At 62.8% G+C, this 25,710-nt stretch carries 23 protein-coding genes; 17 read left to right on the top strand and 6 right to left on the bottom strand.

All coding sequences use genetic code 11. The features are described from left to right. The first annotated feature begins 279 nt into the window (after positions 1 to 279). From ACFSNN_RS02350 to ACFSNN_RS02310, 9 genes are all read left to right on the top strand, one after another. On the top strand, positions 280 to 1,860 hold the full coding sequence (locus ACFSNN_RS02350) for a sensor histidine kinase (RefSeq protein WP_134463297.1): 1,581 nt from the start codon (positions 280 to 282) through the stop codon (positions 1,858 to 1,860). Continuing rightward, positions 1,842 to 3,218: a sigma-54-dependent transcriptional regulator gene (locus ACFSNN_RS02345; protein ID WP_134463299.1), complete on the top strand. Its 1,377-nt coding sequence runs from the start codon at positions 1,842 to 1,844 to the stop codon at positions 3,216 to 3,218. Before ACFSNN_RS02350 ends, ACFSNN_RS02345 begins: the two co-directional genes overlap by 19 nt. Before the next feature lie 382 nt (positions 3,219 to 3,600). Next, the gene (locus ACFSNN_RS02340) at positions 3,601 to 4,164 is read left to right on the top strand and encodes a hypothetical protein (protein WP_134463301.1); all 564 of its coding nucleotides are present in this window, start codon (positions 3,601 to 3,603) and stop codon (positions 4,162 to 4,164) included. 27 nt (positions 4,165 to 4,191) lie between these two features. Continuing rightward, positions 4,192 to 4,758 carry a hypothetical protein gene (locus tag ACFSNN_RS02335; RefSeq protein ID WP_134463303.1) on the top strand — a complete coding sequence of 189 codons (567 nt, stop codon included), beginning with the start codon at positions 4,192 to 4,194 and terminating at the stop codon, positions 4,756 to 4,758. Between the two features lie 116 nt (positions 4,759 to 4,874). Continuing rightward, positions 4,875 to 5,975 (top strand): metallophosphoesterase, encoded by a 1,101-nt coding sequence (locus ACFSNN_RS02330; RefSeq protein ID WP_208949575.1) that lies wholly within the window; start codon positions 4,875 to 4,877, stop codon positions 5,973 to 5,975. After that, positions 5,972 to 7,282: an MFS transporter gene (locus tag ACFSNN_RS02325; protein ID WP_134463307.1), complete on the top strand. Its 1,311-nt coding sequence runs from the start codon at positions 5,972 to 5,974 to the stop codon at positions 7,280 to 7,282. The genes ACFSNN_RS02330 and ACFSNN_RS02325 overlap by 4 nt, the downstream gene beginning before the upstream one ends. A gap of 6 nt (positions 7,283 to 7,288) precedes the next feature. Next, positions 7,289 to 8,560: an arsenic transporter gene (locus tag ACFSNN_RS02320; RefSeq protein WP_134463309.1), complete on the top strand. Its 1,272-nt coding sequence runs from the start codon at positions 7,289 to 7,291 to the stop codon at positions 8,558 to 8,560. Between the two features lie 201 nt (positions 8,561 to 8,761). Continuing rightward, positions 8,762 to 8,926 (top strand): hypothetical protein, encoded by a 165-nt coding sequence (locus ACFSNN_RS02315; protein ID WP_166799307.1) that lies wholly within the window; start codon positions 8,762 to 8,764, stop codon positions 8,924 to 8,926. Positions 8,927 to 9,031: 105 nt separating this feature from the next. Further along, the gene (locus ACFSNN_RS02310; protein ID WP_134463311.1) at positions 9,032 to 10,345 is read left to right on the top strand and encodes an MFS transporter; all 1,314 of its coding nucleotides are present in this window, start codon (positions 9,032 to 9,034) and stop codon (positions 10,343 to 10,345) included. 4 nt (positions 10,346 to 10,349) lie between these two features. Here the strand turns inward: ACFSNN_RS02310 and ACFSNN_RS02305 are convergent, their stop codons facing one another. Beyond that, the gene (locus tag ACFSNN_RS02305) at positions 10,350 to 11,390 is read right to left on the bottom strand and encodes a helix-turn-helix transcriptional regulator (RefSeq protein WP_134463313.1); all 1,041 of its coding nucleotides are present in this window, start codon (positions 11,388 to 11,390) and stop codon (positions 10,350 to 10,352) included. A 290-nt stretch (positions 11,391 to 11,680) separates the two neighbouring features. Here ACFSNN_RS02305 and ACFSNN_RS02300 point away from each other — a divergent pair, with 290 nt between their 5' ends. Next, positions 11,681 to 11,983 (top strand): hypothetical protein, encoded by a 303-nt coding sequence (locus ACFSNN_RS02300; RefSeq protein ID WP_208949576.1) that lies wholly within the window; start codon positions 11,681 to 11,683, stop codon positions 11,981 to 11,983. 181 nt (positions 11,984 to 12,164) lie between these two features. On the opposite strand, the gene ACFSNN_RS02295 is transcribed toward ACFSNN_RS02300, so the two are convergent. After that, on the bottom strand, positions 12,165 to 13,190 hold the full coding sequence (locus tag ACFSNN_RS02295) for an NAD(P)H-dependent flavin oxidoreductase (protein WP_134463315.1): 1,026 nt from the start codon (positions 13,188 to 13,190) through the stop codon (positions 12,165 to 12,167). Between the two features lie 531 nt (positions 13,191 to 13,721). On the opposite strand from ACFSNN_RS02295, the gene ACFSNN_RS02290 reads away from it, so the two are divergent. After that, entirely contained in the window at positions 13,722 to 15,626 is a 1,905-nt protein-coding gene (locus tag ACFSNN_RS02290; protein ID WP_134463317.1) for an AAA family ATPase, read from the top strand. A gap of 78 nt (positions 15,627 to 15,704) precedes the next feature. Here ACFSNN_RS02290 and ACFSNN_RS02285 read toward each other — a convergent pair whose 3' ends face one another. From ACFSNN_RS02285 to ACFSNN_RS02275, 3 genes are all read right to left on the bottom strand, one after another. Beyond that, the gene (locus ACFSNN_RS02285; RefSeq protein ID WP_134463319.1) at positions 15,705 to 15,965 is read right to left on the bottom strand and encodes a hypothetical protein; all 261 of its coding nucleotides are present in this window, start codon (positions 15,963 to 15,965) and stop codon (positions 15,705 to 15,707) included. 88 nt (positions 15,966 to 16,053) lie between these two features. Beyond that, on the bottom strand, positions 16,054 to 16,848 hold the full coding sequence (locus tag ACFSNN_RS02280) for a sulfite exporter TauE/SafE family protein (RefSeq protein WP_012427890.1): 795 nt from the start codon (positions 16,846 to 16,848) through the stop codon (positions 16,054 to 16,056). Between the two features lie 205 nt (positions 16,849 to 17,053). Next, positions 17,054 to 18,247, bottom strand: coding sequence for an acyltransferase family protein (locus tag ACFSNN_RS02275; protein WP_134463321.1), 1,194 nt, complete (start codon positions 18,245 to 18,247; stop codon positions 17,054 to 17,056). Positions 18,248 to 18,479: 232 nt separating this feature from the next. Here ACFSNN_RS02275 and ACFSNN_RS02270 point away from each other — a divergent pair, with 232 nt between their 5' ends. The 3 genes from ACFSNN_RS02270 (at position 18,480) to ACFSNN_RS02260 (ending at position 21,600) form a co-directional block, all read left to right on the top strand. Then, positions 18,480 to 18,608 (top strand): hypothetical protein, encoded by a 129-nt coding sequence (locus ACFSNN_RS02270; RefSeq protein WP_279631173.1) that lies wholly within the window; start codon positions 18,480 to 18,482, stop codon positions 18,606 to 18,608. A 191-nt stretch (positions 18,609 to 18,799) separates the two neighbouring features. Next, positions 18,800 to 19,933, top strand: a complete 1,134-nt coding sequence (locus ACFSNN_RS02265) for an OpgC domain-containing protein (RefSeq protein ID WP_134463323.1) — start codon at positions 18,800 to 18,802, stop codon at positions 19,931 to 19,933. Next, positions 19,930 to 21,600 (top strand): tannase/feruloyl esterase family alpha/beta hydrolase, encoded by a 1,671-nt coding sequence (locus ACFSNN_RS02260; RefSeq protein WP_134463325.1) that lies wholly within the window; start codon positions 19,930 to 19,932, stop codon positions 21,598 to 21,600. Before ACFSNN_RS02265 ends, ACFSNN_RS02260 begins: the two co-directional genes overlap by 4 nt. A 137-nt stretch (positions 21,601 to 21,737) precedes the next feature. Here the strand turns inward: ACFSNN_RS02260 and ACFSNN_RS02255 are convergent, their stop codons facing one another. After that, the gene (locus ACFSNN_RS02255) at positions 21,738 to 22,154 is read right to left on the bottom strand and encodes a hypothetical protein (protein ID WP_166799358.1); all 417 of its coding nucleotides are present in this window, start codon (positions 22,152 to 22,154) and stop codon (positions 21,738 to 21,740) included. A 390-nt stretch (positions 22,155 to 22,544) separates the two neighbouring features. On the opposite strand from ACFSNN_RS02255, the gene ACFSNN_RS02250 reads away from it, so the two are divergent. From ACFSNN_RS02250 to ACFSNN_RS02240, 3 genes are read left to right on the top strand one after another with little or no spacing between them, the layout of a single operon-like run. Next, positions 22,545 to 23,471: an ABC transporter ATP-binding protein gene (locus ACFSNN_RS02250; RefSeq protein ID WP_134465581.1), complete on the top strand. Its 927-nt coding sequence runs from the start codon at positions 22,545 to 22,547 to the stop codon at positions 23,469 to 23,471. Then, positions 23,468 to 24,229, top strand: coding sequence for an ABC transporter permease (locus tag ACFSNN_RS02245; protein ID WP_012427884.1), 762 nt, complete (start codon positions 23,468 to 23,470; stop codon positions 24,227 to 24,229). The genes ACFSNN_RS02250 and ACFSNN_RS02245 overlap by 4 nt, the downstream gene beginning before the upstream one ends. Before the next feature lie 57 nt (positions 24,230 to 24,286). Then, positions 24,287 to 25,702 (top strand): amidase, encoded by a 1,416-nt coding sequence (locus tag ACFSNN_RS02240; protein ID WP_134463329.1) that lies wholly within the window; start codon positions 24,287 to 24,289, stop codon positions 25,700 to 25,702. Positions 25,703 to 25,710 lie beyond the last annotated feature (8 nt).

Below are 25,710 nucleotides of genomic sequence, written 5' to 3'. Positions count from 1 at the left end.
GTTCATATCGGCGGGTACGGCCAAACAGCGAGGTTCACCACGACCTGATCGCTAGCCGGCGGTGAACTACGAGTGGAACAAAACGTGCTTTTTGTTGGGTCGCGCGTTGGGTCGCGAGGAGAACTCCGGATGAATTCAAAAACTATCGTGCTGGCCGCATGCGTTCTCGGAGTGCTGCATTACACTCATCGCCCATCCGGATAATGTGTTTCGATCGCCGAAACCACCTCGCGCAACTTTCTGGACCACTTCGACTTTACGCTGCGGACTGTCACGACAATGAAGCGAATCTCCTTCGCAACGCAGCTGGCTTTGCTGTGGGCGCTTGTTGCAGTCGTCTGCATGCTGCTCGCTGGAATTATCTGGCTGCTATTCCAGACAGACCAGAGCCGGCAGATTTCCACCGCCAGCCAACAGTCCATCGCCGCGTGCCAACACGTGGCTGCACGCTATGCGCTTTCCAGGCAGCTTGCCACCGACCCGCCTGCCACCGACCTGATGCATGCGGTCCTCGATACGGTCCTGATCCAGACACCGAAAATCGAAGGTGGCTTCTGGGGAAGCAGTGACGACACGCCGAGCAACCGCGCTCCAGCGCCTCGTCCTATGCCCGGTCCGGCCGGCAGCGCCGCCCCGCCGAGGGCGCCTGATGGATTTCTCGCGTATTCATTCCCGACGTATGAAGGTAGCGGTGTCAAACGGGACATTCCTCAGGCAGAGACGCCCCTGATACTCCGCACGCTGCGCCTCGCAGTGTCCGGACGCGCTTCGGTTTATGACTCGGTGCCCGGCGGAGACGGCGCTACGGTTGCCGCTGCCTGCCCTGTCGCCGGAAGTACAACGCTTTATGCATGGACGCTCACCAGGGCCCAAGCTCCCCTTGGGCAATATGGCCATCTCCTCGTGCTGTCTCTCGCCGTCATCCTGACGGGTATTCTGGTCATCGCCCTGATTCTTGGCATGGCGCTGCGACGGTGGAGGAAAAACCTGTCGGCACTCGAGCGGGGCCTATCGCCAGAAACGGCGGACTCCCTGACCGAGCTTCCACTGGTCGGGGAAGCCGACCTCGACAAAATCATCAACGCCGTGAACGCCTTTGCCGCGCGGTCCAAGGCTTCGCAAGCACGGGCCGCCGCTTTAAGCGAGAAATTACTGCAAGCCGAGCGCTTCGCCTCGCTTGGCAAGCTCGCTGCACAGGTAGCACATGAAATCCGAAATCCATTGGGGGCCGTCAGGTTGAAACTGGAGAATGTTCTCGCGCATGACGGCGACGCGCCGAATCAATCGCTCAAGTCGGCTCTCGGCCAGGTGGAACGTATCGAGACGCAGGTAACGAGTCTGCTCGCGTTGACGCAGCCCGTGACACTCGTCATGAATACAGTTGATGTGGCGCAATGGGTCGCGGCGAGCGCGGGTACGCATCAGGAACGGGCGGCGCAGAAGGCTGTCAATCTGACAGTCGATGTCGACCATCTGAAGCCGGCGCAACCGGCGGTCGACGGCCAAGCGGCGAGGTTCGACCCGATACAGATGGCAAGGGCGCTCGACAATCTCATACTCAATGCAATCAGGCATGCCCCGCCCGGGGGCGCAGTCGCGGTGCGCGCACAGCACGTCGGCAGCAGCACCGGCACCGGCGACATGTTGCGTATTGCTGTCGTGGATAATGGACCCGGGATACCGGTCGCCGACCGCGAACGTATTTTCGAGCCGTTCGTCACCGGACGGCCAGATGGCTCGGGGCTGGGCCTAGCCGTTGTCCGCGAAGTCGCGGCGGCGCATGGTGGCCGCGCGCACGTGGCCGACACTGACAGCGGCGCTTGTTTTGTCATTGAGATTCCATGGCACACATACTCGTAGTCGACGATGACGATGGCTTTCGTGAGGGGCTCGTCGAAACGCTGGTCGACCTTGGGCACTCGGTCGATGAGGCGAGCTCCGGCGAACAGGCGCTGGGAATCCTGACGAATGCCGCCGTTCCATTCACCTGCATGTTTCTCGACTTCCGCTTGCCCGGCATGGACGGGCTCGCTGTACTCGAAGCATTGCAGACAACCGTCCACGGGCCGATGCTGCCGGTTGTCATGCTGACCGGCTTTGCATCGAGCGACAACACGATAGGCGCGATGACGTTAGGGGCCTTCGACCATCTGACGAAGCCGGTCGGAAGACAGGCGATACAGTCGTTGCTCGAGCGTATCGTCTCCTCGACAGCGGCAGGCGCGACGTCCGACGAGCCGCTGCCTCGGTTCACCGTCGAGCCGGCGAGTACCAAGCCCCGGTTGCTGGGTGTCAGCGAAACGTTGCGTGAGGTGCAGAAGCAGATCGGGCGCGCGGCATCATCCGATGCAACGGTCCTCTTGAGCGGCGAAACGGGTACAGGAAAAGAGGTGGCGGCACACGTGCTTCACGATGCGTCGAAGCGCCGGGATAAGCCGTTCGTCGCGGTGAACTGCGCTGCCATTCCATCTGAGCTGCTCGAGAGCGAACTGTTCGGGCATGTTAAAGGCGCCTTCACAGGGGCCTCGGCAGACCGCGCCGGATGTTTCGCCGCTGCCGACGGCGGCACGCTGCTGCTCGACGAGGTCGGCGACATGCCGCTGCCGATGCAGGCCAAGTTGTTGAGGGTCATCCAGGAACGGCAAATTACTCCGCTAGGCGCGAGTCGCGTGATTCCTGTCGATATCAGGCTCGTCGCGGCAACCCATCGCGACCTGAAGGCGATGGTCGAAGCAGGCGAGTTCCGTGAGGACCTGCTTTACCGGCTCAACATTATCCCCATCGAATTACCGCCTCTGCGCGAGCGACTGGCCGACGTTCTTCCGCTCGCCGAACACTTTCTCGCCGAAGCCGCCATTCGCCGGTCTCGCGGCATGCGGCTGTCCTCGCCGGCGCAACGCCTGCTGCTCGGTTACGCATGGCCGGGAAATGTCCGTGAACTCAGAAACGCAATCGAGCGCGCGAGCGCACTGGCTCCGGGACCTTCCATTACGGCAGAGGACCTCGGGTTTCTGAACGCGAAACCGAACGGCGGCCAGCCGCTCCTGAACGCAAGCTTCTTCGACATGTCATTGCCGGGCGCCGTGGAAGCAGTCGAGCGGGCGATGATTAGCCACGCGCTGAGACTCGCTGACAACAACCGCGCCGACGCGGCGCGCCGGTTGGGCATTAGCCGCCAGACGCTTTACGCGAAGCTGGCGGCGCTCAAGCTCGAATAAGGTGTAAAGCAATCCGACGCGCTCTGTCGGGTTGCCTGACACTGGTCTGGCTCAATCGCCCGCAAAGCCCTGCGGAGAAGGGACATTCGTTATGGCATAGGCCTTGCAATTAGCTCCGTGTCGTTTAACGGAGAGCATCATGGCCTCAGATCATTTCAACCCGACGGGCGGCCAGCACTCGCTGGCGAGCCGTACCGCTCCAACCACAAAGGTTGCCCGCGCTGCAGCCCTGGCACTGTGCCTTGTCACACTCGCGTGCGCCGCGCAAACCCCGCCTCTTCAGGGCCCCGGCACGCCTGTTCCTCCACCGCTCGCCGGTGCACCCGCTGGCGCGATGCAGGCCGTGGCCCCGCCGCCTCCGCCGCCGCCCGCCCCGTTGGCGATGCAGCAGCAGCCGGTTGTCGCAACCGGGACGGTGAGCCGCTTCGTCATCAACCCGGAAGGCGATGTCGACGGCTTCCTTCTGGGTGACGGTTCGCTGGTCCACTTTCCGCCGCATATGAGCGCCCAACTGGTCAGCGTTGTCCATGCTGGCGACCCGGTGCAAATCGCAGGGTTTCGTGGCGGCGCGGGCAACGTCACCGCGCAGCAAATCACCAATCAACGAACGTCCCAGCAGGTCGTCGACCAACCCCCGCCAGTCAACACAATGCGTCTTCCGCCGGCCTTGCGCGGAGCCGGTCTCGTCAAACTCAGTGTCAAGGGCACGGTGGCGCGTGTCACGACGGCACCGGGCGGAGAGCCCGATGGCGTGATGCTCAGCAATGGAACGGTCATCAAGATGCCGCCGCCGCAAGCACAGCAGTTTGCCAACCTGATGCGGCCGGATGCAGTGGTGGCCGCCAGCGGATACGGAACGCGCAATCAATTCGGCGAGGCACTGCAGGCAACAGCATTCGGCACGCCAGGCAATGTCACGCAGTTGTACAACGATATGCCCAACTAACTTTTTCTTTCTTACTGGAGTGACACCATGCATTGGATCGACCCGGCGTGCTTGCAGGAAACGCGCGGCACCGTTACCCGCTTCCTTCTGAATCCCCACGGAGAACTGGACGGTTTGATTCTCGACAACGACAAACAGGTGCATTTCCCGCCGCATCTTTCCAGACAGGTCGCGAAACATGTCAGCGTTGGCGACAAGGTTCGCGTGAGAGGCGTCAAACCACGTGCTGCCGATATCGTCGCAGCCGTGCAGCTGACATCGGCAACCGGTGTCGTGATTCTCGACGAAGGTCCGCATCACCATGGTGAGAGGCATGAGAAGCCTCATGCCGACAAGCGCGCAATGGAGGCCACGGGCGAAGTGGAGCTCTCACTGTATGGGCCCAAGGGCGAACTGCGCGGCGCCGTGTTCACCGATGGAACCTCGATTCGCATGCCTCCTCATGCCGCGGAGAGTCTGTCCAGTTACCTCGAACCCGGTGCCCACATCCAGGTCTGGGGCCATGGCGTGAAAAACCGGCACGGCAAAACCATCGACGTCGACGACATCGCCGAACTGGTCGATGCGCAGGATCTCCCGGCGAAGGCGGAGTAGTTACACGAGCCGAACCTTATCCAGCCACTTTCATTGAAGAAGAATGCGAAATGGTACAAAGGCAAAACACGTTTCCGCCATCGAGGCTTTCGCACTGCGGCGAGCCGCTTGTATGGATGCATATCGGCGACCTCCATCTGACTGAGGCCGAACTGCCCAACCATCTCGCGCTACGCGACATCATCGGGCAGGCGAATGCGCATCTCGCGGGGCAAATCGACTTTGCCGTGCTACCCGGCGACAATGCCGACGACGGTACGCCTGCGCAGTACCAGATTCTTCGCGCCGAGCTTGACGATCTCGAACTCCCGGTTCACATCATCCCCGGTGACCACGACTTCAAGTCTCGAGATCTGGACGCATTTCACACTGTGCTTCGCGCTGAACATCTTCCGAAAGCCATCTCGGTTAGAGACTATCGCTGCTTCTTTCTGGACTACGTCTCTGCCGGAACGGGTGGTACGGATTTCAGACTAGGGCAGGCTCAAATGGATTGGCTAAAGGCAGAGCTTCAAAATGCCGCTGCAGCAGGTAAAGAAACGGTGGTTTTCGCCCATGGTTATCCGGCAGACCTTGCGGACGCTGAAGAAGCCGTTGCGTTCCATCGTTTGCTCCGGGGGTTCCGCGTCGCGGCCGTCGACATGGGGCATACCCACTACAACGAACTCGCGAACGACGGCAGGACCATCTATGCATCGACACGCTCAACCGGTCAGATAGAGGAGGGGGCGGCGGGCTTCTCTCTTCTGGCGGTGGATAGTGGTGTGGTGAGCTGGCGTTTCAAACCTCTCGATGAAGCATGGCCGGTAGCGATGATTACCTCGCCGGCGGACAGGCGACTGGTTACGCGACCGTATCTGCTCAATCAGGTGCCCTCCGGTCAAGCCTCCATCAGAGTGAAAGCGTGGAGCGCGAAAGGCATAACACGCGTGGACTGCCGGATCGGCGACGGCGAATGGCAGTCCATGGTGTTCGCCGCATCCGAGCGGCTCTGGACGCTCAATTGTGCAATCCCCGACGGAGCATGTCCGATTGTTGTACGTGCGACGGACCATGCCGGGTCAACCGGCTTCGACAGCATCGAAGCCACCTCGACATTCGACGAAGGCCGGGAGCGGCACGCGGATGGAAGCGATCGCGACACGATCGGCGCGTGGGAAGAGAAACACCTCATGGGCACGCAACTCGGACCGAACCGTAACGGGAGAAAGTGGTGAGCCCGCGGTCAGAGCAGCCGCCGGCTGACGACGAAGCGCCGAAGTCCCCATCTTCACGGAGCCTGCGCGGGCTCGACGGGTTGAATTTCCTGATGGCCGACGTGCGGGACGGCCTCGGCCCGTTCCTGTCCGTCTATCTGAAAGGCACCCAACACTGGGGCTCGGGCAACATCGGTCTGGTCATGGCGGCCAGCGGTGTTGCAGCGGCTATCTGCCAGATTCCGGCGGGATTGCTGGTGGATGCGGTTCGAGTCAAGCGCCTGCTTATTGCAATTTCAGGTCTGCTGGTCGGCGCGGGATGTCTTCTGATTGCCTTCTTCCCGAAACTGCCGACCGTGCTCGCCGCGCAAATTACGCTCGGCGCAGCCTCGGCCATCATTCCACCTTGTCTCGCGGCGTTGAGCCTCGGCGTGGTGGGACACCGGTTGCTGCCCGCCCGGATAAGCCGCAACGAAGGGTTCAATCACGCAGGAAATTTCACGGCAGCTGTTCTGGCGGGCGCTCTGGGACAGTACGTCGGGGTTATCTGGCTGTTCTATCTTATCTGCGGATTTGCAGTGGCAAGCGCGCTCGTGGTTCTGCTGATCAAGCCGAAGGAAATCGATCACGAGCTAGCCCGTGGCGCTGAGAAGCCGTCGGAGACGAAGGGGCGCACTAGCCCCATGACATTTTCGGCGCTCTGGAAAAAGCGCGACCTCAAGGTATTCATCATCTCGGTCGTCCTGTTTCACTTTGGCAATGCCGCGATGCTGCCGCTCGCAGGCCAGGTCATTGCAAAGGTCCATCCAGGAATGGACGTCATCGCGCTAAGCGCCTGCGTTATCGCTGCACAACTCGTGATGGTCGCGGTTGCCGCCACCGTGGGCCATGCCCTGCACAAAGGGGTTGGGCGCAAGAAGATTTTCCTGGTCGCACTGGCTGTGCTGCCGGTCCGGGGTGTGCTGTTCTCGATGACGAGCAGTCCCTATGCCGTGGTCGCGATTCAGTTGCTCGACGGGGTCGCTGCCGGCATTTTTGGTGTTATCGGGGTCGTCATGGCGTCTGACCTGATGCGCGGCACCGGAAGGTTCAATCTCGCGCAGGGCCTCATGGCGCTTGCGGTGGGAATCGGCGCTGCGCTCAGTAACGTCACCGGGGGATATGTCGTCGAGAAATTTGGTTTTACGGCAGGATTTCTGACCCTGGCTGCCATCAGCGCGCTGGCGCTCATATTCTTCGTGGTGTTCATGCCGGAAACGCGACCGGACGAAGAGGGTAAGGCGGTGCCTGGCGGGCAGCGCCGAGATTTCATTCCAACATCGAACTGACTAAAAATGAATGCATTGCTGAGTTCCCCTGTGTCTGTCTGGGCTATCGCCGCGCTCTCGACGCTCGGCGTCATCACCCGGCCATTCAGGTTTCCTGAAGCAGTGTGGGCGGTGCTCGGGGCGCTTGCCCTATGCGCGCTCGGGATGTTGTCATGGTCCGACGCACTTGCGGCGGTCGGCAAGGGCCTCGACGTCTACCTGTTTCTGACCGGCATGATGGTGGCCTCCGAGCTGGCCCGCAAGGAGGGGCTGTTCGACTACCTGGCTGCACTTGCTGCGAAACGCGCTGCAGGCTCGGCGAAGAAGCTGTTCTTTCTGATGTACTGCGTCGGTACGATCGTGACCGTCTTCATGTCCAACGACGCGACCGCAGTCGTGCTGACACCCGCGGTGCTCGCGGTTGCCCACTTCGTCAAGGCAGAGAAGCCTCTGCCGTATCTCTACATTTGCGCCTTCATTGCGAACGCCGCGAGTTTCGTCTTGCCCATCTCAAACCCTGCGAATCTGGTCATCTTTCAGGACCGTATGCCAACACTGCTGAACTGGCTCGGTCGTTTCGCCGTACCGTCCGTGTTGAGTATTGTCGCCACCTATCTGGCGCTGCGGTTCATGCAGCGGCAGGAACTCACGCAGCAGATCGAGTCCGAGGTCGAGGTTCCCAGGCTGTCGGCCGCCGGCAAAGCGACGGGCCTCGGCATCGCTGTGATGGCCATCGTGATGCTGGGCGCGTCGGCGCTTGATGTATCCCTTGGCCTGCCGACTTTCTGCGCGGGCCTGGTTCTCTTTTTCGCCATCTGCATCCTTAAGGGGAAATTTCTCGGTGCGCATCTCGGCGAGATTTCCTGGGCGGTCCTTCCGCTGGTCGCCGGACTTTTCGTGCTGGTCGAGGGTCTTCAGCGCACAGGCGTGATAGCAAATCTGGCCGCTGTCGTCAGGACCGCTTCGACAACCATGCCCACTCACGCGGGCTGGATTTCCGGTGCCGTCATGGCTGTCGCCTGCAATCTCATCAATAACCTGCCGGCCGGCCTGATAGCCGGCTCGGCGCTCACGGCCGCTCATGCACCCACGCCTGTCGCGAGTGCGGTGCTGATAGGCGTGGACCTTGGTCCCAACTTCTCGGTCACGGGTTCACTCGCCACCATTCTCTGGCTGACGGCCTTGCGCCGGGACGGTATCGAGGTGACTGCGTGGTCTTTTCTCAAGCTGGGTGTCGTCGTGACGCTGCCTGCCTTGGTGACTGCATTAGGCGCTGTTGCCCTGGGAGCGACCTGGTAGCCGTGTTGTCCCCAGGCAGCCTGACGCGGCGCCAGGAACGCGAAAGACGTATTCCGCCGGGCGAATGCGTGAAGCGGAGCATTCAGAGGCATCGACAAAGGCTCGGCGCGCGCGGGCCTTCCCTCGTCGTTTCACAATATCGAGGTCAGCGGATTTTCATTGGCGCCAAACGAGGGCGCTCTTGAATTCCAATATGGAATCGTGTTCTCATTCGGCGTCGAAATCGAATTGAGCGTGCATCATGGCGGGAATCTCCAGCGGGCGTTGGCCATCATCGAATTGCCGGCGAAGCAGGGCGTCGGCATGCAACTGACCGCTATCGCCGACATGCTGAATATTGCCGCGCATCGGCTGCGGGCTGCTTGAGCTTCGAGATGCTTGCTGCTTGCTGGCGCGCGTGAGTCTGCGCAAAGGCCCGCGTTTCTTCCATCACCTTCCTGAATGCCTCGACGAATTCGTCGATAACCACTCATGCACACTGCTGCCGGCAATGCGGCCCCGCTGTCCCGCGCCGAACTCAGGCGTATCGTCGCCGCCATCGTGATCGGCAATGGTTTTGTCGCTTACGACTTCACTGTCTACAGCTTCTCGGCCGTCGTGATCGGCAATCTCTTCTTTCCGTCGCACAACCCCGCGTCGTCGCTGTTGCTGTCGCTCGCCACCTTCGGCGCGGGGTTCGTGATGCGCCCGCTCGGCGCGATCATGATCGGCCACATTGCCGACAGCCGTGGCCGTAAAGCCGGCCTCACCGTATCGCTTGCGTTGATGACGCTCGGCACGTGGCTGATCGCCTGCTTGCCGGGCTATGCGTCGATCGGTCCGGCGGCGACCGTGCTGATGGTGCTCGCGCGCTTGATGCAAGGGCTGGCGGCGGGCGGCGAGATCGGCCCGGCGTCGGCTTCGCTGATGGAATCGGCCGGCTACCGGCACCGCTGTTTCATGGTGAGCTGGCGCGGCGCCAGTCAGGGCGCGGCCGCTTTCGCCGCCGCGCTGGTCGGGGCAGCCACCACGGCGCTGCTATCGCCCGGCGCCATGCATGACTGGGGCTGGCGGATTCCGTTCGTGCTCGGCGGATTGATCGGCCCGGTCGGCTGGTATCTGCGCCGCCGCATGCCGGCGGCCGCGCCGCGGGAGCGCGCCCGGCTCAGCCCGCGGCGGTTGTTCGCGGAGCATACGCGCCCGCTCGTCTGCGGCATTCTGATGATGGCGGCGCCTTCGGTGAGCATCTACGTCACCGTGTTCTACATGCCGGCCTATCTGGTGCGTACCTTGCACCGGCCGCCGACCATCAGTCTGTTGACGGCGTGCCTCTCGGGCGTCGTGATTCTGCTCGTGACGCCGCTGATCGCGCGCGCCGCCGACCAGCTCGCGAGCCGCAAGACGCTGCAGTACGCGTCGCTTCTCGCCTCGCTGGCCGCGGCATGGCCCGCTTTCTGGGCGCTGACTCACGGTGCCGGCGATCTCGCGGCGCTCGTCATCATCACGGCTTATGTGGCGCTCGCGGTGAACAATGCCGGCGCCGCTTCCGTGCTGATGATGGAAGCGTTCCCAATTCACCGGCGCGCGGCCGGACTGTCGGTGATCTACAGCTTCGGCGTGGTCCTGTTCGGCGGCTTTTCGCCGTTTCTCGTGACGTGGCTCATCAACCGGACAGGCGATCCGATGATTCCGGCGTGGTATCTGATGGGCGCCACCGCGCTTACGCTGGTCGCGCTGAAGGTGTTCCCGGAAGCGGAGCCAGAGGCGGAAGCGCGCGCTGCAAGCGCGTTGCAATCGCCTGCCTGAAGCGCTAGGCCGCGTTGCGCGACTGCTGCAGATCGAAGGCGCGAGCGCGCATGTCCTGCGGGCTCATGTCGAAGGCGCGGCGAAACGCACGGGTGAAATCGGACGCGCTCTGAAAGCCGAGGCCAAATGCGATTTCCGCGACCTGCAGATGCCGATAACGGACTAGTTCGTCCGCTGCCTCGCGCAAACGGCGGTTGCGGATATAGGCGCCTAGACCGCCTTCGTGCTCGAACCATCGATAGATCGTCGCGCGCTTCAACTGCAGCGCCTGAACCACGCTGGTCGGCGTGAGTTCGCCCTGGTGCAGGTTGGCCTCGATATAGCGGCGCACCCGGCCCATGACGGCGGCCTGCAGGGCGGCGCGGCCGGCGCCGCTCAGGCGCGCTTCCTTGCGAAACGCGGCCACCAGCAACTGCGTGCCTGTCTGCAGGGCATGGATGGCGCTGGCCGGATCGAGCCGCGCAATGTCGCGGGCGAGCGCCGTCATGTGATCCAGCACGACGCCGGTCAACGGCGAGCCTTGCGGGACGATGCGGCCGTGGATCGCCGCGCCGTCGCGCAACTCTTCGTCGACCACCGCGGCCGGCACGAACAGGCTCAGAAGGCGGCATTCGGGGCGCTCGGCGCGAAACGGCTGGTTTAGATCGAACGCGACAATGCCTTGCACCGAGCCCGGCGCGCTGCGTTTTTTGTGCATGCCGGTGACGTGGCCGACTTCCCCTTCCACGAACAGTTGAAACACGTAATCGCGGCGCGAGTCGGTGGATACGCGGGCTACCGAGCGCTCCAGCAGCATCGAATCGGTGCGGCAGTCGGTAAAAATCATGCCGTCGACCGCGTATAAATCGATTTCGCCGCGAAAACCCCCGGCAATCTGCGCTTTCGACGGCGGCGCGTCGACCACATGCCCCACGCGCCGGCGCCAGGCAAGAAATTGTTCGTCAGGCGCCAGTCCGTGCGTGCTGAAACGGCTCGTCGACATGGCGGAGCGCGACGGGGTCGCGGCGACCGCGGGCTGATGGGGCGGCAAGGTACGCTGGTTCATTAATCGGTTGCTGCAAGCGAGAAATGTGTTTCGGCGTGGCTGCGGCGTGCATACGGCTATCTCACGCGCCGCCTTCCGAATATTGAGACGGACGGTCAAGCCTAACAAAAAAGCTGCATTAATGTTGCGTGATTAGATGCAGATCGTTTTCGCCGACGACGTGGCAGGCAGTCAACCGCCATCGGTCGAGGGAAATCGCTACTGCGCGCAGAAACAGCGCCGAGCCGTTACGCGCGCTGCAAGGATGCGAGGTTGACGCTTTGCGGCAGGCAATTCACGGGGTATCGACGATGAGCGGCACGAACATGCAACCGACCGCGCAACGCGGCGCTCGGCGTCCGGCAAGTCTGGCGGACAGCCAGTTGCAACATCTTGAGAACGTGGTGGAGTACCTGACGCGTGGGGACGCGTCAGGCGGACTTTATCCGCTCGACCACGAATATTGGGAAAACCGTATCAGGGCGCTGGAAGAGACTTACGAACTGATTGCCAGCCAGCGCCACCGTCTGACGAGACTCTCCGAAAGACTCGCAAGCGAAGCGCGGATGGCGCAGATGGCGCGGTTGGCGCTGAAGCCGCGCACGGCCGCTTGAGTTTGTCGGAGGACAGAAATACGAGAACCGGATTTTAGGCGGGGAGAACCAGAGCGATGCGGGCCGGCATCGCTAATAAAAGCTATTAAAAGCTATTAAAAGCAGCAGAACCTGAGAGAGCAGGCGGTGACGATGCGAACGGGCCCGAAGAGGCCCGTCGCACCTCCCCAATGCTTGACTGTCAGTGCGCACTTGCGGCGCGGACCCGCGCCGCCGCGTCCGCCGCCTCGTTCATGAGCCGGGCGATAACTTCCGCCACCGGCGCGCACCGCTCGACCAGCGCCGACGATTCCCCCGCGAACAACGCCATTTTTTCCATATCGCCCACCGTATCGCGTAGTGGGGAGATCGTGCTGAATTTGTAGATTGGCCCCTGGTCGTCGTGCGCGATTTCTTCGCGCGGCAACATGTGCGGATGATTGCCGAACAGATGGTCGCCGGCCTCGCGCGTCACGCTGTTCGCCAGCACGCGCACCGGCGAGCCCGGCGGCCAGTTGATCGCGTAGATGTCGGTATGCACGGTGTCGCCCGCGCGGGCATCGACGATCCGTTGCTTGTGATAGTCGTGCGCGAAAGACTCATGCGTCGCGACGAATAGCGTGCCGCAGTGAATGCCCGCCGCGCCGAGCGCGAGCGCGGCAATCAGTCCGCCACCGGTTGCGAAGCCGCCGGAGGCCACCACCGGCACATGCAAACGCTGCGTGAGTTCCGGCAGCAGCGCCATGATGCCGATGCGCCCGCGCACATGGCCGCCGGCTTCCACGCCTTGCGCGATGATTGCGTCCACGCCGGCCTGCTGCGCGGCGAGCGCCTCGTCGAGCGAGCCGACCTGCCAGAGGACGAGCGCGCCGGCGTCTTTAGCGCGTTTCACCACGTCCGGCATGACGTTCCAGAAGAAGCACATGGCCGGCACCTGCGCCGCGCGGCACACGTCGAGTTGCGCATCGAGCAGCGCGGGGTCCGTCCGGAAAGGAATGAGGTTGACGCCGAACGGCCGGCTCGTTGTCGCGCGCACGGCGGCGATTTCGCACTCGATCACCTCCGGCGCTTCTCCAACCATGCCGAGCAGGCCGAAGCCGCCGGCTTCAGAAACGGCGACCGCCAACTCGGCGCGCGCCGGGCCGCCCATGCCGGCTGAAATGACGGGATGCCGACAACCGAGCAAACGGGTCAGCGCTGTATCGAATACCGGCGTGTTGTCGTGCATGGCGGTCCTCCCATCGTGTCGCGCGGCGGTGTGCACAAGATTGTGCGACCCGCCGCATCGAACCTACATCCGCAGCGGTCTTTTCAGAGTAGATGGAGATGAGCGTTGTCGCAGCGGCTATTTTTTGTCGGAGGATAGTCTCGCGCGACAAGCTGATATTCAGTAATTCTGACCGCTTTTAAATAGGGAGCGGTTAATAGTAGATATGTTGAATACGCAATGAATTTAGCGCTGATAAACTGTGCGCCGGAGCACTGTTGTAGCGCGCTGCACTCAGCGCTCGCTCCCCAAAATCCGGCGGCTCGAAAACGCCGGATAGACGGTAGAACTAGGCCTTTTCTGCGATTTGGAAGAAGCGGCGGCACGGCATACTGGCCGTGTGCACGTTGCTAAAAGGGACGTATGGTTGGCTGTCCTGTCTTCCGGTTATGCATTGGTGTCGCATCAGTCGATTCCCCTCCGCCAACCTCTGCCCATCTGAACTTTGATAAGTATCGGGGCTCGCTTTGAGCCCGTTTTTGGAAGTGACTCATGAAGCCGGGAAACAATTCGCTTGGTAAAAGACGCACGCGCAAGATCGCCATCTCGGTGGCGGCCGCGCTAATCGCAGTGCTGCTCGCGTTCGGCGTGTGGCATTACCAGCAGCGCGCGGCGCAGGTCGCGCCTGCGCTGACCGGTGTCGCGAGCCAGATGCGCCACGATTCCTCGGCATGGACGCACGAAGAAAAAGACGCCTCGCAAATGCTGCGCGATATTCACGACGCGAAGGTTGCCGCGATCGGCGTCAGTCCCAACGCGATACTGATCTCGAAGCGCGACGGCACGAAGTACTTCGTCACCGACCACAACGCGACGTTCTCGCATGCGCTGCTGCTCGGCGAGCCGAAGGCCGACGAAGCCGCCGCCTACCAACTCGTCTGGCTTCCCGATGCGGACATTCCAACCGGTGGCTCGCGCTGGGTGCAGGTGTTCGACCAGGTGCGCGACGCCGTCAGCGTGCTGCTGCCGCTGCTGCTGGTTGGCGGCATGGTGTGGTTCATGCGCCGCGAAATGCGCGGTGGCGCCACGCTGCTCGCGAGGGCGCCCGTACTGCGTTTCGACGACGTGATCGGCGCGGGCGAAGCGAAGGCGGCGCTCGCGGACATTCGCGGCTATCTGTCCGACCCGAAACAATTCACCTCGATGGGCGTGCGCGCGCCGTGCGGCATTCTGATGGTGGGCGGTCCGGGCGTCGGCAAGACGCGGCTTGCGCAGGCGCTGGCCGGCGAGTGCGGCGCGAACTTCATCTCGATCACGGGCAGCTATTTCAGCGCGAAGTATTACGGCGTTGGCATCCAGAAGGTCAAGCATCTGTTCGAACTGGCGCGCAAGAATGCGCCCACCGTGATCTTCATCGACGAAGCCGACGGGCTCGCCAAGCGCACGGATACGGGCAGCGGTCCGGTCGAAGCCGAGAGCAATCGCATCATCAATCAACTGCTGGCGGAAATGGATGGCTTCGCTTCGAACGAAGGCGTGATCATTGTCGCGGCGACCAATCACCCCGACAATCTGGACGAGGCATTGCGCCGGCCGGGCCGCTTCGATCGCACCGTGCAGGTCCGTTTGCCCGATCGCGAAGACCGCGCGAAGATTTTCCGTTTCTACGCGGAGAAACTGAAGTCGAAAGCCGCCGACATCGACTACGATCAACTGGCGCGGCTGACCACGGGTTTGTCGCCGGCAACGGTCGCGATGGTGGTGAATCAGGCGGGGCTCGTCGCGCGTAAGGCGGGCGACACCGAAATCACCTCGAAGCATTTCATGGAGGCGATCAAGATTGCGCGGATCGGCGACGTGAGCGGCGCCGAGCGTGCATTGAGCGAAGACGAACGCACGCGTATCGCGGTGCATGAAGCGGGGCATGGTCTCGTCGCCGCGCTACTCGGCACGGGCGTGCTGGAAGAGGTCACGATTTTGCCGCGCGGCGGCGCACTCGGTGTGGCGCTGATCACGAAAGCGCAGGACAAGCACCTGTATCGCGAGACCGAGATCCGCAACGAAATCCAGGTTTTGCTCGGCGGCCGCAACGCGGAAATTCTGACGTTCTCCGAAGCATCGAGCGGCGCCGCTTCTGATCTGCAGGAAGCGTCGCGTATCAGCCTCGACATGGTGTCGAAATTCGGTTTCAACAGCGACGGCGATCTGTTCAGCCTTGCGGCGCTGCCGTCGCAGTACGCGGGTCTGCAAATGAAGAGCGCCATCGAGCACGCGAATGTGCTGCTCAAGGAATTGAACGAACTGTGTTACGGCTTGCTGCATGCGTACGAGCCGGTGCTGCGCGCAATTGCGGACGAATTGCTCGAGCAGGAAACCGTGCCCGGCGAAACCGTGTACCGGTTGATCAAGGAGCACAAGAGCGCGCTGAAGATCGTTCACGAGCCGGAAGCGGCCTGAACGGATGATCGACGGATTGCGTCGATCGCGAACAATGGGCGGCGCCAGTCATGGCGCCGCTTTTTTTGGCCGCACTAGCTACGCGAAATCCGATGGGCCGGGCTCTGGCACACCCGGAGGCGTGTCGGTGTCGCCCAGTGCCTCGCCGTCGTCTTCGTCACTGGGCGGCGGCGTTTCGCCTTTTTTCGGCAGCGGTTGATCGAGACCCGGTTCGACCGGCGTGGGGATTGCATCGCCGATCGGTTTGGAAACCTCGGTGGGCGGCCTGCCGGGGTCTTCCTCGGGCTGGCGCGCGGGCTCGTGCTCTTGCTCGTTCGGGGAATTGGCCATGGTTGCCACGACGGGCTCTCCGGTTGATTGGGGTACACCGTTGCGCAGCAATGCGCGTACCACGGCCCATTTCGAACGCGCGCTAACGGCCCAATCCTTATAGGACGCCGGATTTCCAGATCATCTGCGCGGCGGCGGCCACCACGAACACCAGCACCAGAATCCGGAATGCGGAGGGCGGCAAGCGATCGCGCAAGGGGCGCACCAGCAGCATGCCCGCGATCACCGGCACGCTCGCGCAGGCGGAGATGGCCAGGTCCGTCCAACTGGCATGCGCTCCGCCGCTGAACGTCGCGACGAGCGTGATGATCGACACCACCAGAATGATGGCAATCTGCTTCGTGAATGCTTTGCCCGTCGCGCCCGTGGCGATCAGATACATCGCGAGCAAGGGGCCCGGCACCGAAGCAATGCTTTCCATCAGCGCCGCGCCGAATCCCAGTACGAACCCAGCCGGCTTGGCCCAGGTCGGCGAGAGCGTCAGCCGCGGCGAGGCGAGCAACAGCAAGGCCGCGATCATCAGCAAGGCGCCGGCGGCCGCTTGCGCGCGATGCGGCGCCAGCGAAATCAATACGGTCACGCCGACGATGTTGCCGATCACCGTGCCGATCAGCGGCGCGGCGATGCGCCTGACGGTCGGCAGGAGTTCGCCGCCTTCCAGCGCCTGCGGGATATTGCCGAGGATGATCGGCATCGACAGCAGAAGAACGGCTTCCTTGATCGGCAGGAAGTGGCTCAGGATCGGCATGGCCACGAGCGGCACGCCGATGCTGACCACGCCCTTGACCATGCCGCCCAGCAGGAGCGCGGCAACGATGCCGAGCAACGCGTAGAGGTTGAGCGCCTGCAGGCCCGCGCCAAGCACGCCGCCGGCAAAAGTGAAATGAGACATGGTTGGACAGCGCGTGTTGGAAACCGCGAGCCGGCCGCGCGGGTCGGATCGACCGGACAGCGCACGGGCGGTGGCTTGTTGTTATCGTTCGGCCAGTTCGGTGTCCGCGGGTCACGCAAGATCGAAGCAGCCGGCTCAGTGAGGCCGCATGATACCGTGCTCTCGCTTGAGCCGTATGCAGGCAAAACGTAATGCGCGGGTGGCGTCAGACCGCGTCCGATGCGGCGCTCTCGTTCCTCGACGAATGCTCCGCCCGCTCACGCCGCGAGGGCGCTGGCGCCGGCGTGTACGCGGAAGCGGGCGTCGTGGCCGCCGCCGGCGCAGGCCGCGTCTTCAAACGAAGGATCGGCTCTTCGATCAAGCGCCACGACAGCATCGCCATGCCGAGCGAAATGACGAACGACCCGGCGATGCCAACGACGTGCGCCCACACAGGCATCGTGCCGCCGAAGAGCGCCGCGGCGTGATGGTTGCGAGTCAGGTCGGGGATCAGGTTGTGATAGAGGTAAAAGCCATAGCTGATTCGCCCGAAGCTCACCAGCCAGCCCGTTTCCAGCAGGCCGATCACGACGGCGTTGCGGCAGCAGGCAATCGAGCACACCAACGCCGCGATGCACACGCCGTACGAAGCACTGACCAGGGTGAACAGCAGCGAGCTGTCCACCTCGCTCCACATCGGTTCGGTCGCGCAGAAGCCCACCAGCGCGAGACTCAGCGCGAAGAGCGTTACTCCGTGCCCGAGCCAGCCTCGCAAGCAGCTCGTTTGCCCCGCGATCATCAAGCCGCCAATGCCGCCCAACGCCAGCAACCAGAAGTTCGTCAGCGGGTGCGTGTAGATGGTGATTTCCTGCCAGTGCGCCGCGCGCATGGCGAGCAGCGAACCGAGCCCGGCCGCGACGATCGCGAGACACACCGCGCGATGCCGGCGTGTGGCAAGCAGCAGCAGGAGCGGCGCGAACAGGAGATAAAACTGCTCTTCGATCGCAAGGCTCCACAAATGCGAGTAGCGCCCTGGCCAATAGTGCAGCACGGAGCCGATCCAGATATTCGACAGATAGGCGAAATGAAACGGCATGCCGCTCGCCAGTTCGGGACTCGCGATGCCGAATGGCATCAGCACGCACATCACGACCAGCATCAGGTAGTAAATCGGAAAAATGCGCAGGGTGCGGCGAAACAGAAAGCGCTTCAATTCAGCGCCGAATCGACTGGCGCCGCTTTCAATGCGCGTGCGTTGCGCGGCAAGAATGCCGATGATCAGAAAACCGCTCAGCGCGAAAAAGATCCACACGCCGAGATGACCGATCTCGCCGATGTCGCCGAACAGGCGGTGCTGAAAAAATACCATCAGGACTGCGATCGCGCGCAATCCGTCGAAGCCGGCAATTCTGTGGTTCATGTGGTCGTCTTCCAGTGCGAAGGCGGCGCGCGCGGCGCAGCCGTTCTGGGCGGTAGTGGAAGGACCGGCGCGCATCGGTGACGCTCGGGTCGGCCGTGGCGAGTAGAAGGCGTCGCAATGACGCTTGGCGTGCCGGCCGATCGCGGATCGGCCGGCCGCGTGTCCGGTCCACATGAGTGGCCGCCGTCGAAAGGTGGCATCGCGCGAAACGCGTGCGCTCCGGCGGGCGTGCATGAAACCATCCTACGATGAAAAAAAGCAAAAAAAATCTCGTAGCGCATCCAGCGATTTATTTTCCGCGCGGATTACCGAGCGCATGCCCAGAGGGCGAATTAATGCCGCAAATCTTGCCGCGAACTGAAGACGTGATGACTCAGTATTACCGCATGCCGACAACGGAATTTCAAATCGCCGCCACGCGATTTGAAATTAGAGGCGGGTTGTCAGCGCGCGCGGCCGGACCGCGCAGGCTCGCTGGGAACGTTTTATTGTCACGGTGTTCCTACGAAACACGACGCGCTGCATGCGTGCGTCTCTCCTGCGAGAACCTGAATGGAAACCCTTCGCGGCCGCCCCGGTGGAAGTCCCCCTGGAGGGCGTTCGATCGAAGTGGACTTCTTCCGCGGCGTCGTGCTGATCGTCATCGTGCTGGATCACATTCCGGGCAGCGCGCTGTCGCATCTGATGCTGCATGCCTACGCGTTGTGCGATTCAGCGGAAGTGTTCGTGTTTCTCGGCGGCTATGCGTCGGCGGCGGCGTACACGGCGGTGCTCGCGGGCCGCGGCGAGACCGCGGCGAAGATGCGCTTCGTGCGGCGCTGCTGGGAAATCTACCGTGCCTATCTGTTGACGGCGGTATTGACGCTGCTGTCCGGCGCCATTCTCGCCACGCTGAATCTGAACCGTCCCATGGTCGACCTGACCGGCTGGCAGCCTTTCGCGGTTCAACCGCTACGCGAAGCGTTCGATATCATGCTGCTGCGGCGCCAGCCTTATCTGTCGAGCGTGTTGCCCATGTACGTGATCTTCGCGCTCAGCGTGCCGTTCGCGGTGCCGCTGGCGCGGCGTTCGTCGCTCACGGCGGTAAGCCTGAGCTTGCTGATCTGGGCGCTGGCCCGGCCGTTGGCCGAATTATTCAGCATTGACGACGTGGCCGACTGGGCTTTTAATCCGTTTGCATGGCAACTGATGTTCGTACTCGGAATTGTTTGCCGGGTGCAGCCCATCAGCGAGCGCTTTCACGCAACCCGTACCGCGCGCTGGTTCACGCGAGTCGCCGTGGTCGCCGTGCTGGCGTTCGCTGTCGTCAAACTTTTCGTGCTGACGCAACCTTTGCCCGGCGCGTTTAAACAGAATCTGTCTCCTGACCGCGTGATCAACTTCATCGTCATCGCCTGGCTCGCCGCGCAGTTCGTGCGCATGGGCAGCATCGCGTGGCTCGCGCGGCGGCTGCCTGCCGTGGTCACCGTCGGTCGCACGGGACTCGTGTGTTTTGTTGCGGGCACACTGGTTTCGCTGATCGTCGATACGGCGACGCCGCATATGTTTCATGGCTTTCGCGGCGTGCTGATCGGACTGGGCGGCGATCTCGTCGCGATCGGCGCCGTGCTGATGATCGCGCGCGGCTGGAACGGCTGGAAAGTGCAGAAGTCGGCGGCGGTCGCCAATGGCGCGGGTTACGGATGAGGTCGCGCCGGCGCCGTGCGCGTCTCGCGCGAGATTCGCGCGCGGTCATCCACGTTGTTGGCGCGATATTGTGGCTTGCCGCTCACCCGGCGCTCGCCGCGCTCAAGGAAGCGCCCCTCGCCATGCGCTGCGCGGAATTGGCGGGCGCCGTTCTGCAGCCGGAACTCATCGCGTTGCCGACCGCCGGCGTGCAGATCGAGAGCGCGGCGATGGTGAGCGCCACCGCGCCCGGCAATCAGCAAGGCGGCGAGTATTGCCGCATCACCGGCCGCATCAAAGGGTTCAACGCCACCACGCCCGATATCCGTTTCGATCTGAATCTGCCGCGCCGCTGGAACGGCCGCGCGCTGCAGATCGGCGGCGGCGGATATAACGGCGTGGTGGTGAGCGGCACAGGCGTGATGCCGTTCTCGCCGAACCGCGCGCCGCTCGCGCAAGGCTACGCGACGTTCGGCGACGACTCGGGGCATGTCGGCGATTCATCGGTCGCGGTGTTCGGCCTCGTCGACGAGGCGGTCACCAACTTCGGCTTTGCGCATTTGAAGAAAACGCACGATGCCGCGCTTGCGCTGATTGTCCGTGCGTACGGCCGGCCGCCGCAGCGCATGTATTTTGCAGGCGGCTCGACCGGCGGCCGCGAAGGCTACACGGTGATGCAGCGCTATCCCGACGACTACGACGGTGTGATCGCCAATTCGCCCGCGCTCAATTTTACGGGCGTGCGCCTGCTGGGCGTGAAACTCGGGCAAGCGGAATACGGCACGCCCGGCGGCTACATTCCACCGATGCTGCTCGAACACGTCTATCAACGCACGCTCGCCGCGTGCGACCGGCTCGACGGCGCGGCGGACGGCATTGTCAGCGATGTCGCCGCGTGCCGTGAGCGCGAGGCCGAGATCATCGATTCGCTGCGCTGCGGCGGACGCACGCCGTCGCACGATGAATGCCTGACGAACGCGCAGCTTTCCACCTTGCTCGTAATGCGCGACGGGCTCTCGTTGCCCTACCGTCTGGCATGGGATGTCGACGGCTACCGCGGCTACAACGTTTTTCAGGGCACGCATCTGACCGGGTTGCTCGGCCTTGCGCATCAGCCGGAGCGCCTGCAGGTGCCGACTTTCTTCGCCAATGGCTACCTGTTCGCGCAAGGCGACGGCTATATCCGCTACTTCGTCGCACGGGACGCCGGCTTCGACTCGCTCAGGTTCGACCCGCAACACCCCGGCAAATATCGCGCGCAACTCATCGCGCTGTCGCAGACGATCGGTGCGATGAACCCCGACCTCACACGCTATATCGCGCGCGGCGGCAAGCTCATCACGCTGCAAGGCCTCGCCGACGAAGTCATCAGCCCGAACCAGACCATCGCCTATTACGACAAACTGGTCGACCGGTTCGGCATCGACCAGGTCAATAGTTTCATGCGCTTGTACATGGTGCCGGGATTTCAGCACGGCAGCGGCGTGTTCATTCCGTCGGTCGATCTGCTGGGTGCGCTCGATAACTGGGTGACGCGGGGGACATCGCCCGAGACCTTGACGGCAACCGATATTGCGGCGGCGACCAACGGGCGCTCACGTCCGCTGTGCCGCTATCCGCTGTTTCCGCGCTACATCGGCAAGGGCAATGTGAATCAGGCCAGTAGTTTTGTTTGCGCGGAGCCGTGAGCGGCACTTCTTGAAAAAATGCCTCGCGAGGGGAATGACTCGCGTGCGTGATCTGCGCTTCAAAAAGAGGGCGGCGATGCCTTGCATAAGCCGCCGCCCCGGTCGAAACTGAACCAGTCAATCCAATAAAGCCTGTTTTACTGGCCGTTCTGCATCGTACCGCCGGCACCGTTGTTCATGCCATTGCCGGTCCCGTTGCTCATGCCTTTGTTCGTGCCTTTATTCAGGCCATTGCTCATGCCGCTGTTCGAGCGGTTCATCGACGGGCTATTGGGTGTTGCCCCAGTGCCGGTGCCCATACCGCCGCCGGTGCCGGTCACACCCGGCGAGCCGTAGCCCGACTCGCCCGGGTTCTTCATCGACCCGCCGCCCACGCCCGGTGTGGCAGTCCCACCCGCGCCGCCGGTCGTGCCGCCGCCCGCACCGACACCGGTGCCGCCACCGCCGGCGCCACCACCCGCACCGCCGGCGCCACCGCCGGCTTGCGCATACGCGCCGCCCGACAAAGCCATCACGAGCGCCGAAGCAAAAATAGTCCTGGTAATGCGTTTCATGGTTCAACCTCCATAGAGCCGGTTTGATGTTACGCAAGCGCTTGTCGCTCACATGTAATGGACCGCGCAAGCGGTGTGCCTCGCGTAAGCCTTTCGCTCGACCGGGACGGACGCGGCAGCATGCTGGGCATCGAGCATGAGGCGTTCCCGGCGTCGCGTGACCAAACCGATTTGGAAGCCGAACTATTTTGCACTGCAGCGAAAGCTGGCGGCTTGCGCGCTTCGCCACGCCGCCACGGCGCGCCTCGTGCCCAGACCCGGCCCTACGCTTTCCCGGCGCACTGCCGCGATACGCTGCACGCTTTCCCACTTTCCTTTACATTGCGGGTGCGATTGCGCTTTAACATCGCTCCCTCTAATCAAACAACGGTGTCTGCCATCGTCGATTCCATGCAGCCAATCGTCTCGGTCACGAACTTGTCGAAAACCTATGCCACTGGTTTTCATGCCCTTAAAAACATCAATCTGGCGATCAACCGCGGGGAAATCTTCGCTTTGCTCGGGCCGAACGGCGCGGGCAAAACCACGCTCATCAGCATCATCTGCGGCATTGTCAACGCTAGCGCCGGCAGCGTGACGGTGGACGGGCGCGACATCGCGACCGACTATCGCGGCGCGCGTTCGCTGATCGGCCTCGTGCCGCAGGAGTTGACCACCGACTCCTTCGAAACCGTTTGGGCGACCGTCTCGTTCAGCCGTGGCCTGTTCGGCAAGCCGAAAAACCCGGCCTACGTCGAAAAGGTGTTGCGCGACCTGTCGCTGTGGGAAAAGCGCGACAGCAAGATCATCACGCTCTCGGGCGGCATGAAACGGCGCGTGCTGATCGCCAAGGCGCTCTCGCACGAACCGCGTGTGCTGTTCCTCGACGAACCGACCGCCGGTGTGGACGTGGAATTGCGCCGCGATATGTGGAAGCTGGTGCGCTCGCTCGCCGCAAGCGGTGTGACGATCATCCTCACCACGCACTATATCGACGAGGCGGAGGAAATGGCCGACCGCATCGGCGTGATCAGCGGCGGTGAAATCATGCTGGTCGAAGAGAAAACGGAGTTGATGCGCAAGCTCGGCAAGAAGCAGTTGACGCTGCAACTGGAAAGCCCGCTCGCGCAAGTGCCGGCCTCGCTCGCGGGCTACGGGCTCGACGTCGCGAAGGGCGGCAACGAGCTGATCTACACCTACGAAGGCGAGGGCGGACGCACCGACATCATCGCGCTGCTCAAGGCGCTCGATGACGCCGGCATCCGCTTCAAGGACCTGCACACCACGCAAAGTTCGCTCGAAGACATCTTCGTCAGTCTGCTCCGAGGTAACCAATGAACATCTACGCGATTCGCGCGATCTACAAGTTCGAGATGGCGCGCACCTGGCGCACGCTGATGCAAAGTATCATCGCGCCGGTGATTTCGACTTCGCTTTACTTCGTCGTGTTCGGCGCGGCGATCGGTTCGCGCATCAAGGAAGTCGACGGCATCAGTTACGGCGCGTTCATCGTGCCGGGTTTGATCATGCTGTCGCTGTTGTCGCAAAGCATTTCGAATGCGTCGTTCGGGATTTACTTTCCGCGCTTTACCGGCACGATTTACGAGTTGCTCTCGGCGCCGGTGTCGTATCTGGAAATCGTCGTGAGTTATGTGGGCGCGGCGGCCACCAAATCGATTCTGCTCGGGCTGATCATTCTCGCGACCGCGGGCCTGTTCGTGCCGCTGCAAGTGCAGCATCCGTTCTGGATGATCCTGTTTCTCGTGCTCACGGCGGTCACATTCAGTCTGCTCGGTTTCATTATCGGCATCTGGGCGGATAGCTTCGAGAAGTTGCAGCTCGTGCCGCTCCTGATCATCACGCCGCTGACTTTTCTGGGCGGCAGTTTCTATGCGGTCAATATGTTGCCGCCGTTCTGGAAGGTCGTGACGCTGTTCAATCCGATCGTCTATCTGGTTAGCGGCTTTCGCTGGAGCTTCTATGGTCTCGCCGACGTGAATGTCGAGGTGAGCCTCGGTATGACCGCGCTTTTTCTGGCGGTGTTTCTGTTGATCGTTGCATGGATCTTCAAGACGGGTTATCGGCTCAAGTCCTGATAGCCTGCTCGTCATGCGAAACTCTCGGACACCACTAACATGGAGCCGATAGCCATTATGTCCGTCGATCTCAGTCTGATTGAGCGTAGCGCGTGCGAAGTCGTCGATCTGTTGCGCGAGGAAGCGGTGAGTCCGCACGACCTGCTCGACACGCTCGCCGCGCAGGTGGCGCGCGTCGAGCCGCAGGTCAACGCGCTGCCCACGCTGTGTTTCGAGCGCGCCCACGCTCATGCCGATGCGCTGCTGAAAAAGCCCGTGGCCGAGCGCGGCCTGTTGTGCGGCTTGCCCGTGCCGATCAAGGATCTGACCGACGTGGCGGGCGTGCGCACCACGCGCGGTTCGCTGGTCTATCGCGACCGCGTGCCGGCAACGTCGGACGCCGGCGTGACCTTGCTCGAAGCACGCGGCGGCGTGGTCTACGCAAAATCCAACACGCCGGAGTTCGGCTCCGGCGGACATACGTATAACAGCGTGTTCGGCGTGACGCGCAATCCGTGGAACCCGGCGCTTTCAGCGGGCGGTTCGTCCGGCGGCGCGGCGGCCGCGCTCGCGTCGGGCACCGCGTGGGTCGCGCAGGGCTCCGATCTGGCGGGTTCGCTGCGTACGCCTTCCGCGTTCTGCGGCGTGGTCGGCATGCGCCCGTCGCCGGGCCGCGTCTCGTACGGACCGCTCGCCAATCCCTACGACACGCTCGGCATTCACGGCCCGATGGCGCGCAACGTCACCGACGCGGCGCTGCTGCTCGACGCGATGTGCGGCGAAGTCGACGGCGCGCCGTTGTCGCTGCGTGAGCCGGCGACCTCGTTCCTCGACCATGCGCGCCGGCCACAGCGCCCAGCGCGCGTCGCGTTCAGCAAAGGGCTCGGCATCGCCACCGTCGAGCCGGAAATTCTGGCGATCTGCCGCAAGACAATGGAACGGCTGTCGACGGATGGCGTCAGCGTCGAGGAAAGCGATCTCGACCTGAGCGCGGCGACGCAGGCGTTCCACACACTGCGCGGCATTGCCTACGCGACGAACTACGAAGACGTGCTGGCGCAGCACCGCGACGTGCTGAATCCCAACGTGATCTGGAATATCGAGTTCGGTCTGCAGTTGGAGAACCGCGCGATGCGCTCGGCGCAGCGCACGCGCGCGGAACTCTTCTACAAGCTGAATGCGCTGTTGCAACGCCACGACGTGCTGATCTGTCCGGCCTCGATCGTGCTGCCATTCCCGGTCGAAGCCCGCGATATCCGCGACGCGGTCGGCCAGCACTTCGAGACCTACATCGACTGGCTCGCCATCACCTATGCGCTGACGCTCACCGGCATGCCGGTCATCGCGATTCCGTGCGGCATGAGCGCGAGCGGGCTGCCTGTCGGTATTCAGATCGTCGGCAAGCCGCGTGGCGAGGCGGCGTTGCTTTGCGCGGCCCGCGCAATCGAAGAGATCATCGGCACCTGGGCCACGGGTAAGCCACAAGTCTTGTGAAAGTCGTC

It is taken from the genome of Paraburkholderia dipogonis, from assembly GCF_042680985.1.
In the GTDB taxonomy this organism is placed as follows: Bacteria; Pseudomonadota; Gammaproteobacteria; order Burkholderiales; family Burkholderiaceae; genus Paraburkholderia; species Paraburkholderia phytofirmans.
The sequence above is the reverse complement of the archived record's forward strand: the minus strand, read 5'-3'. Positions and strand labels throughout refer to the sequence as shown.